Raw genomic sequence first — 14,567 nt, forward strand, 5'->3', positions numbered from 1 at the left:
CAGATGTGTATTGAGAAACAGCTCACCCATTATCTAGGGTTTCATAGTGTGTACCGGATACATTCTAAAATCTTTTATCACTTTTAGGATCAACAAACCCTGCTCTAACACGATACCCACTTGGGTTACTTGAATTATCTGTTCGTTGGTTGCCATTAGTAGCTTTTTGATCTGTTTTTACATATAGATTTTTATGTATGTACACCTGTTAAAGCATCATAAGAAATAGATTCGTTATACCAACCATATCCAAAACTTGGAATATATGCTTCTGTAAAATTTGACATTTTTTTTAATCTCTCTTTGTTTACAACTATATTGTTAAAGTTTAGGACTTTAATGTCCAGTTTACGTTTGTGTTGTCAAATCACAACGTGCGCTTGATCAACATTCGTTGTATAGCCCTTTCCGTTAAAACCAGGCCACCCAATATTTGAGCCGACATTATGTCTAAAACAAGCTAGGTAAAGTTCAGTCATAAAGTTTCTCTTAAGCTACTTTCTTATTCAGTATGTGTTCGGCTAAGCGCTTGATACCGCCACCGTCCGTAATTAAATGTTCAAATAATTCGCCATTCGGGTTTTTAACTCCTTCCAACTGGCCTTTTTTGATGCCTAAGACATCAGAAATAATTGGATCTGAACCCGAATCAGCCAACAAGTAATATGCCGAGATCTGTTTGATTTGACCGTCACGGTCTAAGCGACCAATACATTGATCATGAACACCAGGCGACCAATCCAACTCACCAAACACAAATGTTTTGCATTTTGAGTGGTACTGCAAGCCATCAAGCCCGGCAGATGAACGTAATGAACTAATGAAGACTTTGCTTTCATCATTCAAGAATGCTTGTTTAGAACGTTCCTTAGCTGCAGGTCCTTCCGTGCCTGTATACATAACAGGATTGAATTCAGCCAAGCGTTCTAGCCAAATGTTGTACACATCTCGATGCCAACCATAAAGCATGACTGATTCACCAGACTCAACAAGCATACGCACGAACTCAGCGACATACGGCGCTTTGGCGATACCTGTTGCTTGGCGCATCATAATATTGAATTCTTCTGTCGCACGAAGCTTTTGCCCTTGGAATTCCTGAGTAGAGCTTAAAATTACTTTTGCCAGTTCCATTGCCTTGCCCTTAATTTGATCCAGTACTTTAGGATCGCTTTCGACATATTGAGGGATGATTTGTACTGGCGGTAACTCTCGATTTACATCTGCTCGAGTACGGCGCAACATTAGACCTTCATCACGTAAAAACATCCCAAACGCTTTAGGATCATTAATACGTTTTTCTTGTGAACACCACTCACGAGCGAATTCAGTAGCGGTACCTAAGCTATCTGGACGCAATATTTCAATGATGTTGTAGAATTCATCACCGTAGTTATAAATCGGTGTAGCTGATAGACCGAGGCGTAATTCAGCTTGGTCACTAATGAGTTTAGCAGCGGAATACTTTTGCGATGTATAGCCAGTCCGTAACTCTTGGATCTCGTCAAACACTACGTACTTAATCTTTCCGGCAAGATATTCAGCCCAACCGTTCAACTTTGAATAACTGGTGATAATGACATCGGGTGCTGCTTCACCCTCTTTGTGCAATGGATAAGGCGATGCTTTCTTTAGGATGTGACATTTTAGGTGCGGAGCAAAGCGTTCAATTTCATTCTTAATTTGCATTGGAAGATGTGTCATTGTCACAAAAAGCGCCGGGAGCGATTCAGGTAGAATCATCGGACATATTCCACTCGCTGTTTTGCCAAGGCCCAAATCATCCCCCAAGAGCAAACCTTTAACATTAAGTAGTAGATCTGCAGCTGCTCTTTGATACTCATATGGAGGCACGGCAAGATCAAATGTTTTGATCGGACGTTTATAGTCCATCACATCCAAAATATCTTCTTTTAGCGACACATAAGCCTTAGATTGCGCTTTCATGTATTTAAGATCATCAACATGCATTGGATAACGTTCAATAAACCAAAGTAGGTCGTGACAATTAGACGGCGTATCGCTTAACTCAATAAATTTTGATGCATGTTGGCTGACTTGTGGGAATACACGCTTAAGTCGTGTTTTAACATGTGGTTCACATTCAATGTGCCAGTTTTTTTCTTGACGAGAAATGGTGCCGTAAGATTTAGACATTAGAAGACCCCCACTAAAATACGATGGCGGTAAATAAATTTATTGTTCAGTTGGATTGGAATGTTATTCACCCAATACGGTGTACCAACCACATAGAGCGCTTTTATGCTGTCATGGCTTAAATAGCGATTGATCTGACGCAATAATGCGTTACGTGCACCATCTATTTTTAATTCAACACCCACCTTGCCGACATCAAGCTCAACAGTAAAATCAATGATGTCTTTATTTGATAGACGAACCTCACGTTCATACGGAATCTCATTGGCAATAAACATTTGCTCAATCGCGAATTGTAAGTCTTTTTCGTTATAAAAACGGTATTTGTGTGAAGAAAACAGAATTCCAAGCTCTTCAATCGTTTTCATTCTGCATCCCCTTGGTCAGCTTTAGCAGCCTTTTTGTTTTTCTTCACCTGGTTTTTATCAATTGATTTTGATGGTACCAGTTCAACTTCACATTCAGTACACGATAATCTAAAAGTAGGACTACACGTTGCACCACGGCCACACTCAGGACACGCAAAAGATGCCCTAGTCTGTTTCTTAGGCTCAGGCTCAGGCTCTTCAAAATTGGCTAAACCAAGCTCTTGATAGAGTGTTCCACCGATCATAGTTTCTTTGAGTACAATAAACTCGTTATCATCGCCGTTTGGTTGTTCACCCTTATAAAGTTTAACAACCTTAGGTTCTGGTATTGGTTTGTCGTCATCATCTAACGGATCTTCATCAAAAGCCGTTGGATAATAACCGCCAAGGTTTGCACCGGTATTTGATATGTCGATTAGTCCGATCGCTACATCAAAGGGATTCATTGTAGTGGGAGTCGGTTCCTCTTCTTCATCACTTGTTGGGATGGCATATCCAGTGAGGGAATCTTGTGCTTTTGACGGTTCGGCAACTGGCTTCTCTTTTTTAGGTGATTTCAAAGCTGAATTGATTTCATTGCCAAGTAAGGCAATATGAAATAGCTTTGGAGAAGCAGTCGGAATGGACTCCAACAACTGCACTTGCTCTTGAATCATTTCTAGACTTGAAATCGTTTTGGGTGCGTACTTGTCATACCATTTGATGATACGCCCTTCATCGACTAGCTCATTGCACACTTGAATAAACAAGCCATCAGGTACAACGATTTCGGTCATCTTCTCGCCTGTCGTGCGACCTTCTTTTGTGCCGTCATCAGTCATAATCAAACCGATCTCAAGCATAAATGCCGCAAACTCAGCATTGTGATATGAGCGTTTAGATGGCTCACCAAAAATGCTTTGTTTCATATGACACATCTCATGTGCATAGCATTTAAAAATGTTAAGCAATGGTTGGGTGCCAAAGTAATCAGGGTTAAGGGCCAGTTCGTGCGTATACGCCGTATCATCTTCTGTCGAAGCAAATCTATTCTCAGACCAATAACCGGTATTTTTGTTGATACGTTGAAGCGTAATCAAACAATCTGGTAATTCATTTTTGAATAGCCTTTCATTGAAACGGTCATACACCAACTGCAGTTCTTCATAAAACTGCAACGTAGTTCTATTCTTTATGTTCATTTTTCAGTCGTCCAAACAGGATCAAACTAGGTGTGGATTGTACAAAACAACGTTTAAAGTTTACGCACAGCTTAAAATACAGTCAATAGTTTAAAATAATCAGCAAAGCATATATTTTTTTAAAAAAAAATTACAACACAAAAAATAAGTATCATTAAAGTGTAGGTTTAATAAATTGTGGTTGGTTTTCATAATATGAGTGTTACGCTTTACTTCCACACAGGTTCTTAATAATGCTGTTTATAGAAAACTGGATATCGAAATGAGTCTGAATAACATAAAACTAACAGCCAATTGTTTTGCCCTTACACATCCTGAAAATGAAAAGAACTTGTTCAAGTACATTTTTAGAGAAATGTTTAAACGAAATAAGGTCGAGACATTCTGTTCCGCAAAAGTCATATTTTTTACAGATGGCAAGCACATCTATTTAAGAACGTGCGTATCGGACGTCAAAATCCCAATGGCCAAAGAATACATTGAAATTTCGCACGGTCAGCAAATCACTGGAAAAATCATGGTTCCTCTTAACCGTGAATGTAGCTTTAACCGCCAAGAAATTGAAGAATACATTTCGGTCCACGGCGAAAAACCCAAAGGCAATTCAGGTAAGAAGCGTAAAAATCTAACTGGAGATGAAGCAGCCGAATTCACCAAAAACGCTCTTAGTAGCAAAGGTCTATTGGATGTCACTATAATTGAGCAACAATGTGGACCACAGCTCAGCATTTTGAATATTCCAGTCCAGACCATAGATATTTCATTTAGTGCGACTGTTGGTGATTTAGAGCTATTTAAAACAGCATGGCTCAATGGTATTGGTCGTGATAAAACCTACGGCTTTGGAATGATCCGCTTAGATGGTACTTTGTTTACACCGCCTTGTAATAATAGTGCTCACGCCTAATCGAAAGGACTTTTAAAGTCCTTTTTTCAACGAAATTTTTTCAGATATTGATCTGATGTAGATCCTGGTTGCTCAACATGAGAAATAAAGATTTAGATCCAAAGATAGGAATACCACTTAAAGTCATCACAGCGCGATTAGAACATGTGAAGCTTAACCTCAATGGCTTAATGAAAAGTGTAGAAGCTTATGCGATCGCACGACAAAACAGTAAAGATCTGCACGAATGCCTAATCAGTGGTGATGAATGGACATATGCTGCACTAGATTGTCGAGATCCTATCTGGCGTGAACGAATGAAACGCACCAGTACCATTATGGGTGTTCAAGCCACTGGCCAAGAAATCCCACTCTCATTTATCAATCAGCTACCTTGCAACATTGGTGAAATCATTACTCTTGGCTCATGGAGCCTAACCAAAAATATTTATCGGTTTGAAGATCAAGTCATTCAAATGCTTGTAAAGACCGAGTACAACCGCAGTATCCCCGGTTTCCTATTAAACCTACCTGATATTGCGATCTACGTTCAAACCGACAATGCCAATCTCTACGTGCAAAATGAACAAGTGGTCGGTGTTATTTTTGCGAAAAACACGTTGAACGATCGCAAGGTGCTATTTACCACGGTATATACCGATACTGGCTTAGCAAAAACCATTACCATGCACTTCCCTGATGATGATGATTTTGAATCAACTGTTGAGGACTGCATGACCGATTTCATTGATACGTTTTTTGATGAAAAGAACTTGCCAGATGAACAAGAAATTAACACGTTCATGGAACTGCAGAAGAAGCTAATCAATTTGATTCTATGGTTCAGCCAAAAAGAACCAGATCTCAGACCATTAACACCAGAAACAACACAAGCCAGGCCTAAATTAGAGCTGATTAAGCGTGAATTGCGTTTATTTGAGGCCAATAAGTACAAGCCGACTATTGTTGGTACCGAAACAAATAAAAAGATCAATGAAGCGATCCTAAAGCGCGATGAAGATCTAAAGTCTGGCAACTACAAAGGTACCAAAAAACCACATCCACGGGTTCCTCACTGGAACTTTTACTGGTTGGGCAAACGTGGTACCAAAGAAAAATGGGTTAACCATTGGATACCATTTCAGATTGTTGGCGGTGTGCCTAAAGAAAAAGGGCTCTAAGGAATAAGTTATTAATTACGCAATGGTTGGGTAGTCTAAAAAATATTGGATTCCAACACTGATTCCGTAAAGCCAGTAAAAGCCCCATGAAATAAGAAAGAGCCCTATGTTGGCTCTTATTTTGTTTTTGTAAATCTCAATTTTAACGCAGCGTGATTTTCACTTTACCAACACACTTTTTGTTTAGTGGGCGATTATTACTATCTACCCGTCTCAAATAGCCACATTGACTACAAGCAAAAGTATCATTACCTGAATCATTCGTAAATTTAAGCCAAATGTGACCATTGCCATCGTCTATATCTGTTTTAACGTATTTATCTAGATTCATGCTTAAACCTCTTAATAAGCTCACTCGATAATAACAATAGTTTTGCTTAGATAGTATTTTTCCAAAAGGAATTATTAGCAGATTTTATATGTTTTTTAAGAAAAGTTTTTGAGCGCTTTTATTTATTAAAATTGAATTATTAAGCAAGGAGTTATAAAGCATGGCTAAATCAATAGACCAGTTATGGAGTGAATTACAGCAGATTCAATTTGATGAATCTAATTCCTTACCATGCGAATTCCATATCTGGAATAAAGGTACATATCGCTATCAGATCCTAGATTGGTTTGAAGCAAATTCTGAAAATGGCGTATTAAGCTTGCAAGGCAAAACCCATAAAACATTATGGGAAGAGTTTGGCAACACCCCGATAAACAATGATGATGAAATCGAAGAAGACTTTCATCTATGGGGCAAAGGTACAGACCGCTTCATTATCTGGCACTGGTTTGATGATCAATTAGAACACGGTGTAATTAGCTTAATTGAGAAAGGAGTTGCGTAATGGGATTATTTACTTGCCCTCACTGTAATAGTGATATTGATACTAACGATAAAAAGTCTGGCCATCAGGTGAATGATGTAATTCAAGAAACCTTTTGTTCTGTTGACTGCAGTATTGAATATCTGGTGCATAACTCACAAATGATTGCAGTAGATCAATACGGAAGTTTGCCATTAAGCAATGAAAACCTGAATGAATTCATTGAAGCATTTTCAAATGAGGGTGTTGAAGATGATGTCTTAGAACACATCAAAGCAGAACTCTGTTAAGTAGTCGCGCAGCTGCTCTAAACAACACTGACAATGGCATTTAAAAAAAGGGCTTAAATCAATTAAGCCCTTTTCATATTTATACGATAAGAAAACTTTCTAATGTTTTACCAGATTCAATCTCACGATTTAACCAGGATGGACGTTTACCACGACCGGCCCACACTTCTTTGTGGTTATTCGGGTTGCGATATTTAGGATCTGCTTTAACCACTGGCTTTTTATTTAATTTACGATTTTCGCCGTGCTCATTTAATTCAAGAATAGTTAAGCCTAATTCTTTAGCGATCTCAAACATTTTGAGATAACCATCATCAAGGTTCCTATTCTCTACTACAACAATTTGGTTTTGTGCCTTTTTAATTAGGCATTCTAACTGGTCTTTACTTAGGTTTTCAATTTCCATAACTAAACTCGAAAAGTTGGTTTTATCAAATATACATCAGTGCGTTTTGTTTACAACCGCATACGGTGAATTTAATTGATTAAAATATTCAACTTATTCCATGGCTATTCTAATTTTTAAGCAAAAATTATTCCCACTTTAAATCCATTAAACTAAAAATACATTCAACCTGTTAGGTAAATTAATATGTACAAGTATCTCATGATGAATCTTGCGATTAACGAAACATCAGCACTACCAATTGGTATCCGTATTTGTGATTTTAATATCGGCTTATATGTCTCTAAGAAAATTTCAGAAGTGCCAGCTTTGATGGCATTTGTTAATTACACCCTGTTTAAGTATTCAAGCTATGAGAGTGAAGAACTTGAAGACATTAAAACCTTATTAGAAGAACATGATTTTAAAACTCGCTATGACTCTTGGGAAATCAGCGGTGATTCTTTTTACGTTTTGGGTTTTAAAGAAATTACAAAAGACGAGTTTGAGTTATTGCAAAAACTTGACCTGTTGACCGTGGTAGACGAATACAACTACCACCATAAACTTTTGTCGAGTCATGGTGAGCATAAGTTTGACGAATATTTCAAAGACTTTAACGAGTCTAAAGAGCAAGAAATCTTAAAAAGGTTTAAAGACATTGCGTTCAATTTAAAAACTGACGACTCATTAAACACAGTGTTCGCCCAAGACGTTATAGAATTACTGACTACCTACAAGTTTGGTACAGCTTTAGAACTAATCGACAGTAATCACAGCGATATTAGAAACCGTTTCTACTATAGCCACACGCTTGAGGGTGACTTTGCATCTGGAGCAATTCAGGTCATTATTTCAAATTATAAAGAAACTGGCGTTAAAGAGCCTTACACAGTGGTTGAACCTTTAAATATAGAAATCATGCTTGAAGAAGAACAATGCTTTGATGATGAATATGCAAATCTACTGACTGAATGCCAGTATGTATTAAACCTCATTAAAACCGACTTATACACCAACACTTTTGAATAAACCAAGCCTTTAAGAGAGAAATCTCTTAAAGTTGCGCTTAAAAACGTAAACGATGTTTTTTTTAATTGATTAAAAAAGGTTTTTTATTTTTAGCGCTGCAATGGCGCTCGTCATTATTAATTCTTTCTTGATGCTTAAATAAGTATTTTTTAAAAAAACTTTATCCGTTCATATTCTTAATATAATGAAACCTAATCAAGCAAATAGCTTAAAATTTGGAGAAAGCTCATGAATTTAAAACCTAATTTTTGCCCGATCGATTTTAACGAAGTTCACGGCGGTACTGACAATTTACCTTTGTTTTTGGTTAAAGCGTCACGCCAGGATTCTAACGATGACGAGCATAGTGAGTATTTCTTCATTCGTGCACCTCATGAGAACCGTTTGGCTTTCTTCCTTGCCCACATGTTCAAATCACATGTAGATAATGCCCTTTTGACCTTGGAAAACTTGGCTGAAGAAAATTATCAAAATATCCCTGAATTGGAAGAGTTGATGTCTTCATATGGTGTGATTGATGGCGTTGGCGAGTATACGCTTTTTGATTTCCGCGTTAAGGAACTCACACTTGATAAAGCGCTGGAGCTGGTCGAATTCATTGAAATTAACCCACTCAATACTGATATTGTGGGTTCACTATTCTTGGAGGCACTTTAATGAATAGTAGCTTTATCTTAATTAATGAAGCTATGGCGCCTATTCGTAAGAATATGGCGCTTTTGGAAACCCTGTTATCTATGATCAGTACTGCAGATCAAGACCACGGCGACCAAAGCCCAAGCTTCCACATTAATATCCATGCTGGTATTGAATTGCCTGATCATGAAATTGCATATACCACTTTAAAAGGTTTTGCAGAGCTGACCGAAGATCATAATCTTTGTATCTATATGAATCCTGAGCTGTCAGAAAATGGCTTTATGTTGCTATCCACTCAAAACGTGGTACCTGATTGCTATGACAATTCTATCTTTGTAGATCTGTCGAATCAGTTATGCAACTTCTTCAATCAAGAAGTACAGCAGTTAAACGATCAAGCGCAAACGGCGTTAAAGCTGTTGTTACAGCATAAAATCAATGGAACAGCGATTCGCACGTTCAACCCTGAACAATTGCAGATCTTACAGAAAATCGCTGCATTAGATAGCTTCATGCTCGATGACCAGCGCGATTGGTTTTACTTTTCCGAAGTGACCATTGATAACGCCTATAAAGACATGAAAAAAGGTTTAGAACTGTTGGTTCTCAACGAAGATATTAAGGATGCACTTAAACAGCTACTTGATGCAAACAACATGGAGTTTTGTGATTTACCAATACTCGTGGTTTTGTATCCCCTACTGGTTAAGTCTGAAGAAAATATCGAACTGGTACAGGCTTGCTTAAGTCATCTCATTGGCAACAACTTAATCAATGAGCCGTTTATTGCTGGTGTACAACTTGAAGCTGGTGCATTTAATAGCGAAATGAACACCTATACTTTATTGCCACACATGAAAGCAGTAAAAGAATTGCTGATAGATATTGAAGCAGATCTCACAAAAGTTTAACCGTTTTACTTGAGCTCATTGCTCAAAACCTTGGAGTTGTTATGGATACTATTGTTCGCGTTAAATCAGTTGGTGTTTTAGGTCTATCATCTAAAATCACGACATTTGTAATCGACATCGAGCTTGATGGCGGTAAATTAAAAATTGAAGATCAATTGCTTCATTTTAAGAATACTTTACGTACAAGCTATCGAGAATATGATGAAAGTTTAGCGATCGTAAACAATAAGGCTATACTTTCCAATTTAGACAATGCAGTAAAACCAAACGAATTGCATGCTTTAGTTGATGATTATATCGACTCAGTTTGGGTAACAGATGCCAATAAAAACACCACTCAACAGCGCCGTGCGTCACTTGGTTTGCACAATCCAACGATAAAAGACAAAGGTGTTTTGAAAGAAGCCCTTTTAAGTGAAGTGAAGTTAGCCTACAAAAACTATATCAATCAGAACGTAGAAGCCTGATCAGATCGGAAGTATGTTGCGACCAGCATACTTCTTTTTTTTTGAACCTTAGCCTAGAATCATCCAATATCATCGCTTCATACTAAGAAAATCATGCCATATCTCATATATTTAATGTTCCTTGCGTTTGCAAGCGCCGTAATTTTAGTGAAAAAGGCTTATGGTCTTAACATCCAATTATTTGCAATGGGGATTGTCATCATCATTGGACAATTGGCAATTTTTTGTTTTATCAACGCAGCGATTAACATCAACAATGAAAAACAACATCGCAATGCCGTCAAAACCTTGCACTATGGCGCTTCATTTTCATTAATTGTGGTCACTACACAGGTCTATTTATATAAGTATGTGTTGCACAAACAGGAATATTTGACCATGGCAATTTACTTTTTAGGAACGTGGTTTGCAATCACCCTTTTAGACTCAGTGTTTAAGTTGATCAAAGTTGGTATTTTTAATAGCAAGAAAGACAGTGCTGAAGTTGTGAACTCAACGCGTAAAGTGACGGTAATTACATTAGCGATCTGTATGTTTGGGTATTACTTATTTAGCAAATATGCATTAAACATTAACGTACTAAACTAGACATCTTGTAAGGAAAACCGCACCTAATACACAAGCGCAATAACCAGCAAAAAAGAACATCCTTTTAATTATTGCGCTAATCTTTTCCGTCACAGCACTGTTATAAACAAAAAACACAATCATAAATATTAAACCGATCGTGCAGGCGAATAAGGTAAAACCAATTAAATAAGTAAAAGCAAAGTCAAAGTTTAATACCACTGGAAAACCAATAGATACAGCCATTAAAGCTATTGTACTTGATGCATTCATATCTTAAAGCCCATCTAGCAACTGGCTTAATCGTAGCGATAAATAAGGTTTAAAACTGAAACTTTATGATTGAGATTGGTCAATGCACATTACCAAAATGTGCTTGGTATATACCAGAAAGCAAAGAACCAGACGCAAAACGCCTGGCTCTTTAAAATTGAAAGGTGAATAAAAAAACACAAAACACTTGAACGCATTTCTTATTCAAGGTCAGTTTAATTAGATTTTTTGCCCTTGTCTATGTAATGTAAAAGTGGACAGCATTAAAACAATCTATATTTTTTGAAAAAAGTTTTAAAAATGTACAGTGAAATATAATGAATGTATGAGCTCAATGCTCACCATTTGGAGAAATTATATGAACTTTGAAATCTTATCTAAAACAAAAGTTGTCGGTCTACAAGAAGATTCTCTCACCTCTTTTCAAAATTTTATGTTAGAAAATATTGCATGGGATAGCCAAGTCCGTGCTGATTATTACCAGTCAAATAAGAATACTGTACTGCTGGAGCTACCAGTACGTTTACGCCGTGACATTCAAATCGAAAACATCAACGGCGCTTTAGATGCACAAGTTAATTTTGAGCTGATCTACAAGCAAGACCAAGGCAAGTTGGTATCTTCATTGGTCGTTGATACGCAGTACTTGTTATGTATAGATGATCAGGATATTGATCTTTGGTCAATCGACAGCGAACTCAGTTTCTTACAAGAAGCTGACCGCAATCACCTTAAGAAGCTTATGCGTCATTGCGATGATCGTTTCCATGCGTGGATGCGCGAGATTAAGTCTTACTTCAATCGTTTGACAGTACAGCCGTTGCATCTTGATATGCAGATCAAAATACGCAAGATCGTAGGCTATACAGCGGTGCTACCTAAGACCTTTCCATAAGGTTTTAGGTGTCAGTATAAAAACAAATAGACCGCAATTAAGCGGTCTATTTGTTTTTGCCTAAAACGGCGTTAACAGATCTATGTAATATTTAGCCCTTAAAACTATTGGCAAGTATCTGAATAACGCTCAGCACTTCCAAAGAATGATTTACCCTGATTGTCCACGATGTCTACATACAGATCTGGTTTAACTGGAGCATTGGCGAATACAGAGCAATAAAACGGATGAATCTTTTCATTCACAAAGCGGTTTAAAGAGTCAGTTTCATCAGAAGAGTATTTATCTGCAGTTTTGCTAGACATCTGAACGTTCATATTAAAGTGTTTTGAATACTTCACTTTTTTAAGTACCGCACCAGTTTCAATCTGGTACGGTGTTTTAGTGTTAAGTAAACGCTCAACTTTACGTTTGTTTTCAGCAGTAGGAGAAAGCGCAACAGCAGATTTTAAGCTGTTTGTATTCAGGTTATTTAAAGAACTATTAGCTAAAACAGCGCACGACATAGACACTGAGATTATTGCAACTGCAGATAGTTTTAGTGTTTTGAATACGTTCATGTTTAACGACTTTCCTGTATATACTTAAATTATACACTTAATATACGATATTTGATTTTTTTGGAATTTTAATCTTATTTGATTTTGTTAATCGGTATATACCAATAAGATTGTTTATACGCAATTTAGCAAGAATCGCCCCCTTGTTTGGGGTTACAATTATTGTAATTTACAGATTGTTGATACAGGAAACCGATATGTCTGAAGAAGTAAAATACGAAGACCGTGTACGTGCTGCATACCGTTCTGCTCAAGGCAATGTAGCTCAAGAGTTCTCCCCTCACATTGTTAAAGCATGTGAAGCATCATCAAACGCACGTATGGAGCGCTTAGCAACTGGTCAAACAACATTTGACGAGGAAGAAGCTGCATTGATGAAGAAATGGAATGCACTTAAAAACAAAGCCTAATCATCGCGAATACAACCTAATCTAGCTTACAGCGGATTACCAAACCCAATCACTCATAAGTAGAACAATATGGACGATAAACTTGAGTTTTATTTAGATGCGAAAGACATCTTATCTCAACCTACCAGTTGCCAAGCGCAAGGCGACTATAAAAAGGCACTGGAAAAAGAAATCACGGAACATCGAATAGCGAAAATGGAACTTTCGCCGTTACGTGGCAATTACGATCTCGACCACCTCTCTAAAATCCATGAAAAAATCTTTGAGCATATTTACGATTGGGCTGGAGAAGTGCGTCTGGACGACATTTCTAAACGTGCGATCGACCCGAACGGTAATTATGAAATCGGTCATTTCCTAGATAAAAACCTGATCCCTGATGAACTGAATAAGTTCTCACAGGCGGTTAAAGAAAAAGACCACCTGAAAGGTTTGGACAAAGACCAGTTTGTGCAAGAGTTCACTCAGCTTTATGCCAAGTTAAATGAAGCTCACCCTTTTGAAGAGGGTAACGGTCGCGCTGCTAAACTGATGATGAACCAGCTGGCGAATGATGCTGGTTACACCATGGTATATAGCAAGGTCGCCGTATCAGATTGGAACTATGCGTTTAAACGTTCACTGACAGATCAAGAGCTTTATGTCGGTGAAAACTATGAAAACCTAGAACCGATGGAACAAGACCTCTCTTACCTTTTAAAAGTCATGGACAATATCATTGAACCATACGATCTAGTCCTGAAGCTTGAAAATACGGAAGAACAAGAGCAAGAACAGGAAAATGACCAGGATAAATCAAATGATGATGATTCACCGAGTTACGGATAATTAGATTAATCTGTATACGATAGCTTTTAATTGATTAAAAGATTCTTGAAAAAAGAATCTTTTTTTTTGAGAAAAATTTATAATGAAGTGACTCAGATTAAAATAAAACCTTAGGAAAATATTGTCCGAAACTTGGAGATGAATAATGAATAACGCAGCACATCAATTTGCAAATAAAGTGGTCGCTCAATACCAATTTACAAACGGAAGTGATTCAAGTCTGAATCATTTAATTATCGGCAACAGCACCGCAGAAATTATCGACACCTTAATTTATATGCTTTTCTCAAGCCATGCTGAAACCTATGACGATGGCGTTGTTTGGTTTAAATCAGTGGACGCAATTAATGTTGAGAAGTCTTACATTACTTACAACAGTCGTGAAAACTGCATTTTTGCTTATTTTGTGTTTGATAAAAATCCATTAATGCTGAAAACAACCACATTGCATATTGATAATGTTTGTTACTTTGGATGTGAAAGCGACACCACCAATAAAACCATCGAATTTTTAGAAAAATTCAAAGTTCGTGTATCCCTTGCTAAAGAGTGCCACAAGTTCAAATTCAATACTGAGCATCATGAAACCTTGATGCATGAAACCATCAAAACCTTAAAAACTATCTATGAAGAACATAACGACATGGATGCCGAAAAGATATCTCAACACCATGACACAACTCATTTAGTTAACACATTTCTTGCTTAACCGTACACCATAC

19 protein-coding genes are annotated in these 14,567 nt (G+C 37.4%); 13 read left to right on the forward strand and 6 right to left on the reverse strand.

From position 1 onward, the window contains the following. Positions 1 to 489: 489 nt before the first annotated feature. Genes JFY49_RS16310 through JFY49_RS16320 form a run of 3 tightly spaced genes read right to left on the reverse strand, consistent with a single transcriptional unit; the run spans position 490 to position 3,706 of the window. Positions 490 to 2,157, reverse strand: a complete 1,668-nt coding sequence (locus tag JFY49_RS16310) for a DEAD/DEAH box helicase (protein ID WP_129717107.1) — start codon at positions 2,155 to 2,157, stop codon at positions 490 to 492. Further along, positions 2,157 to 2,525 (reverse strand): hypothetical protein, encoded by a 369-nt coding sequence (locus JFY49_RS16315; RefSeq protein WP_044102302.1) that lies wholly within the window; start codon positions 2,523 to 2,525, stop codon positions 2,157 to 2,159. Before JFY49_RS16315 ends, JFY49_RS16310 begins: the two co-directional genes overlap by 1 nt. Beyond that, positions 2,522 to 3,706, reverse strand: a complete 1,185-nt coding sequence (locus tag JFY49_RS16320; RefSeq protein ID WP_129717105.1) for a SprT-like domain-containing protein — start codon at positions 3,704 to 3,706, stop codon at positions 2,522 to 2,524. The genes JFY49_RS16315 and JFY49_RS16320 overlap by 4 nt, the downstream gene beginning before the upstream one ends. A gap of 262 nt (positions 3,707 to 3,968) precedes the next feature. Between JFY49_RS16320 and JFY49_RS16325 the strand changes: the two genes are divergently transcribed. Together JFY49_RS16325 and JFY49_RS16330 are read left to right on the forward strand one after the other, a co-directional pair. Continuing rightward, positions 3,969 to 4,613 (forward strand): type I-E CRISPR-associated protein Cas6/Cse3/CasE, encoded by a 645-nt coding sequence (locus JFY49_RS16325; RefSeq protein ID WP_227504916.1) that lies wholly within the window; start codon positions 3,969 to 3,971, stop codon positions 4,611 to 4,613. Positions 4,614 to 4,690: 77 nt separating this feature from the next. Next, complete coding sequence (locus JFY49_RS16330) at positions 4,691 to 5,773, forward strand: hypothetical protein (protein WP_121533495.1); 1,083 nt, start codon at positions 4,691 to 4,693, stop codon at positions 5,771 to 5,773. 142 nt (positions 5,774 to 5,915) lie between these two features. Here the strand turns inward: JFY49_RS16330 and JFY49_RS16335 are convergent, their stop codons facing one another. Further along, the gene (locus tag JFY49_RS16335; protein WP_024160741.1) at positions 5,916 to 6,104 is read right to left on the reverse strand and encodes a hypothetical protein; all 189 of its coding nucleotides are present in this window, start codon (positions 6,102 to 6,104) and stop codon (positions 5,916 to 5,918) included. Positions 6,105 to 6,264: 160 nt separating this feature from the next. Here JFY49_RS16335 and JFY49_RS16340 point away from each other — a divergent pair, with 160 nt between their 5' ends. Next, positions 6,265 to 6,609 (forward strand): hypothetical protein, encoded by a 345-nt coding sequence (locus JFY49_RS16340; protein ID WP_038350037.1) that lies wholly within the window; start codon positions 6,265 to 6,267, stop codon positions 6,607 to 6,609. Beyond that, on the forward strand, positions 6,609 to 6,878 hold the full coding sequence (locus JFY49_RS16345) for a hypothetical protein (protein WP_038350036.1): 270 nt from the start codon (positions 6,609 to 6,611) through the stop codon (positions 6,876 to 6,878). Before JFY49_RS16340 ends, JFY49_RS16345 begins: the two co-directional genes overlap by 1 nt. Positions 6,879 to 6,957: 79 nt before the next feature. Here JFY49_RS16345 and JFY49_RS16350 read toward each other — a convergent pair whose 3' ends face one another. Continuing rightward, positions 6,958 to 7,284 carry an H-NS family nucleoid-associated regulatory protein gene (locus tag JFY49_RS16350; RefSeq protein ID WP_058952581.1) on the reverse strand — a complete coding sequence of 109 codons (327 nt, stop codon included), beginning with the start codon at positions 7,282 to 7,284 and terminating at the stop codon, positions 6,958 to 6,960. Between the two features lie 186 nt (positions 7,285 to 7,470). Here JFY49_RS16350 and JFY49_RS16355 point away from each other — a divergent pair, with 186 nt between their 5' ends. The 6 genes from JFY49_RS16355 to JFY49_RS16380 all read left to right on the forward strand — a co-directional run bounded on the left by JFY49_RS16355 (position 7,471) and on the right by JFY49_RS16380 (position 12,047). Continuing rightward, positions 7,471 to 8,295, forward strand: coding sequence for a hypothetical protein (locus tag JFY49_RS16355; protein ID WP_005006085.1), 825 nt, complete (start codon positions 7,471 to 7,473; stop codon positions 8,293 to 8,295). 228 nt (positions 8,296 to 8,523) lie between these two features. Beyond that, positions 8,524 to 8,952: a hypothetical protein gene (locus JFY49_RS16360; RefSeq protein ID WP_077169168.1), complete on the forward strand. Its 429-nt coding sequence runs from the start codon at positions 8,524 to 8,526 to the stop codon at positions 8,950 to 8,952. Next, positions 8,952 to 9,845: a hypothetical protein gene (locus JFY49_RS16365; protein ID WP_200224931.1), complete on the forward strand. Its 894-nt coding sequence runs from the start codon at positions 8,952 to 8,954 to the stop codon at positions 9,843 to 9,845. Before JFY49_RS16360 ends, JFY49_RS16365 begins: the two co-directional genes overlap by 1 nt. 41 nt (positions 9,846 to 9,886) lie before the next feature. Then, entirely contained in the window at positions 9,887 to 10,312 is a 426-nt protein-coding gene (locus JFY49_RS16370; protein ID WP_005006077.1) for a hypothetical protein, read from the forward strand. A gap of 93 nt (positions 10,313 to 10,405) precedes the next feature. Continuing rightward, positions 10,406 to 10,900: a hypothetical protein gene (locus JFY49_RS16375; protein WP_227609673.1), complete on the forward strand. Its 495-nt coding sequence runs from the start codon at positions 10,406 to 10,408 to the stop codon at positions 10,898 to 10,900. Between the two features lie 685 nt (positions 10,901 to 11,585). Further along, complete coding sequence (locus JFY49_RS16380; RefSeq protein WP_227609675.1) at positions 11,586 to 12,047, forward strand: hypothetical protein; 462 nt, start codon at positions 11,586 to 11,588, stop codon at positions 12,045 to 12,047. A 104-nt stretch (positions 12,048 to 12,151) separates the two neighbouring features. On the opposite strand, the gene JFY49_RS16385 is transcribed toward JFY49_RS16380, so the two are convergent. Further along, positions 12,152 to 12,553, reverse strand: coding sequence for a hypothetical protein (locus JFY49_RS16385; RefSeq protein WP_227557119.1), 402 nt, complete (start codon positions 12,551 to 12,553; stop codon positions 12,152 to 12,154). A gap of 251 nt (positions 12,554 to 12,804) precedes the next feature. Between JFY49_RS16385 and JFY49_RS16390 the strand changes: the two genes are divergently transcribed. From JFY49_RS16390 to JFY49_RS16400, 3 genes are all read left to right on the forward strand, one after another. Next, the gene (locus JFY49_RS16390) at positions 12,805 to 13,017 is read left to right on the forward strand and encodes a hypothetical protein (RefSeq protein ID WP_005006071.1); all 213 of its coding nucleotides are present in this window, start codon (positions 12,805 to 12,807) and stop codon (positions 13,015 to 13,017) included. Positions 13,018 to 13,086: 69 nt separating this feature from the next. Further along, positions 13,087 to 13,845, forward strand: a complete 759-nt coding sequence (locus JFY49_RS16395) for a Fic/DOC family protein (RefSeq protein ID WP_200224932.1) — start codon at positions 13,087 to 13,089, stop codon at positions 13,843 to 13,845. Positions 13,846 to 13,990: 145 nt separating this feature from the next. Beyond that, on the forward strand, positions 13,991 to 14,554 hold the full coding sequence (locus JFY49_RS16400; protein ID WP_200224933.1) for a hypothetical protein: 564 nt from the start codon (positions 13,991 to 13,993) through the stop codon (positions 14,552 to 14,554). Positions 14,555 to 14,567: the final 13 nt, after the last annotated feature.

The organism is Acinetobacter sp. CS-2, from assembly GCF_016599715.1.
GTDB lineage: Bacteria > Pseudomonadota > Gammaproteobacteria > Pseudomonadales > Moraxellaceae > Acinetobacter.

Bases quoted from the DNA above. Each gene is read 5' to 3' on its own strand.
- JFY49_RS16380 (WP_227609675.1), top strand. From the start codon at position 11,586: ATGTTAGAAAATATTGCATGGGATAGCCAAGTCCGTGCTGATTATTAC.
- JFY49_RS16390 (WP_005006071.1), top strand. From the start codon at position 12,805: ATGTCTGAAGAAGTAAAATACGAAGACCGTGTACGTGCTGCATACCGT.
- JFY49_RS16325 (WP_227504916.1), top strand. From the start codon at position 3,969: ATGAGTCTGAATAACATAAAACTAACAGCCAATTGTTTTGCCCTTACA.
- JFY49_RS16360 (WP_077169168.1), top strand. From the start codon at position 8,524: ATGAATTTAAAACCTAATTTTTGCCCGATCGATTTTAACGAAGTTCAC.
- JFY49_RS16370 (WP_005006077.1), top strand. From the start codon at position 9,887: ATGGATACTATTGTTCGCGTTAAATCAGTTGGTGTTTTAGGTCTATCA.
- JFY49_RS16330 (WP_121533495.1), top strand. From the start codon at position 4,691: ATGAGAAATAAAGATTTAGATCCAAAGATAGGAATACCACTTAAAGTC.
- JFY49_RS16320 (WP_129717105.1), bottom strand. From the start codon at position 3,706: ATGAACATAAAGAATAGAACTACGTTGCAGTTTTATGAAGAACTGCAG.
- JFY49_RS16355 (WP_005006085.1), top strand. From the start codon at position 7,471: ATGTACAAGTATCTCATGATGAATCTTGCGATTAACGAAACATCAGCA.
- JFY49_RS16350 (WP_058952581.1), bottom strand. From the start codon at position 7,284: ATGGAAATTGAAAACCTAAGTAAAGACCAGTTAGAATGCCTAATTAAA.
- JFY49_RS16395 (WP_200224932.1), top strand. From the start codon at position 13,087: ATGGACGATAAACTTGAGTTTTATTTAGATGCGAAAGACATCTTATCT.
- JFY49_RS16310 (WP_129717107.1), bottom strand. From the start codon at position 2,157: ATGTCTAAATCTTACGGCACCATTTCTCGTCAAGAAAAAAACTGGCAC.
- JFY49_RS16345 (WP_038350036.1), top strand. From the start codon at position 6,609: ATGGGATTATTTACTTGCCCTCACTGTAATAGTGATATTGATACTAAC.
- JFY49_RS16340 (WP_038350037.1), top strand. From the start codon at position 6,265: ATGGCTAAATCAATAGACCAGTTATGGAGTGAATTACAGCAGATTCAA.
- JFY49_RS16365 (WP_200224931.1), top strand. From the start codon at position 8,952: ATGAATAGTAGCTTTATCTTAATTAATGAAGCTATGGCGCCTATTCGT.
- JFY49_RS16315 (WP_044102302.1), bottom strand. From the start codon at position 2,525: ATGAAAACGATTGAAGAGCTTGGAATTCTGTTTTCTTCACACAAATAC.
- JFY49_RS16400 (WP_200224933.1), top strand. From the start codon at position 13,991: ATGAATAACGCAGCACATCAATTTGCAAATAAAGTGGTCGCTCAATAC.
- JFY49_RS16375 (WP_227609673.1), top strand. From the start codon at position 10,406: ATGCCATATCTCATATATTTAATGTTCCTTGCGTTTGCAAGCGCCGTA.
- JFY49_RS16335 (WP_024160741.1), bottom strand. From the start codon at position 6,104: ATGAATCTAGATAAATACGTTAAAACAGATATAGACGATGGCAATGGT.
- JFY49_RS16385 (WP_227557119.1), bottom strand. From the start codon at position 12,553: ATGTCGTGCGCTGTTTTAGCTAATAGTTCTTTAAATAACCTGAATACA.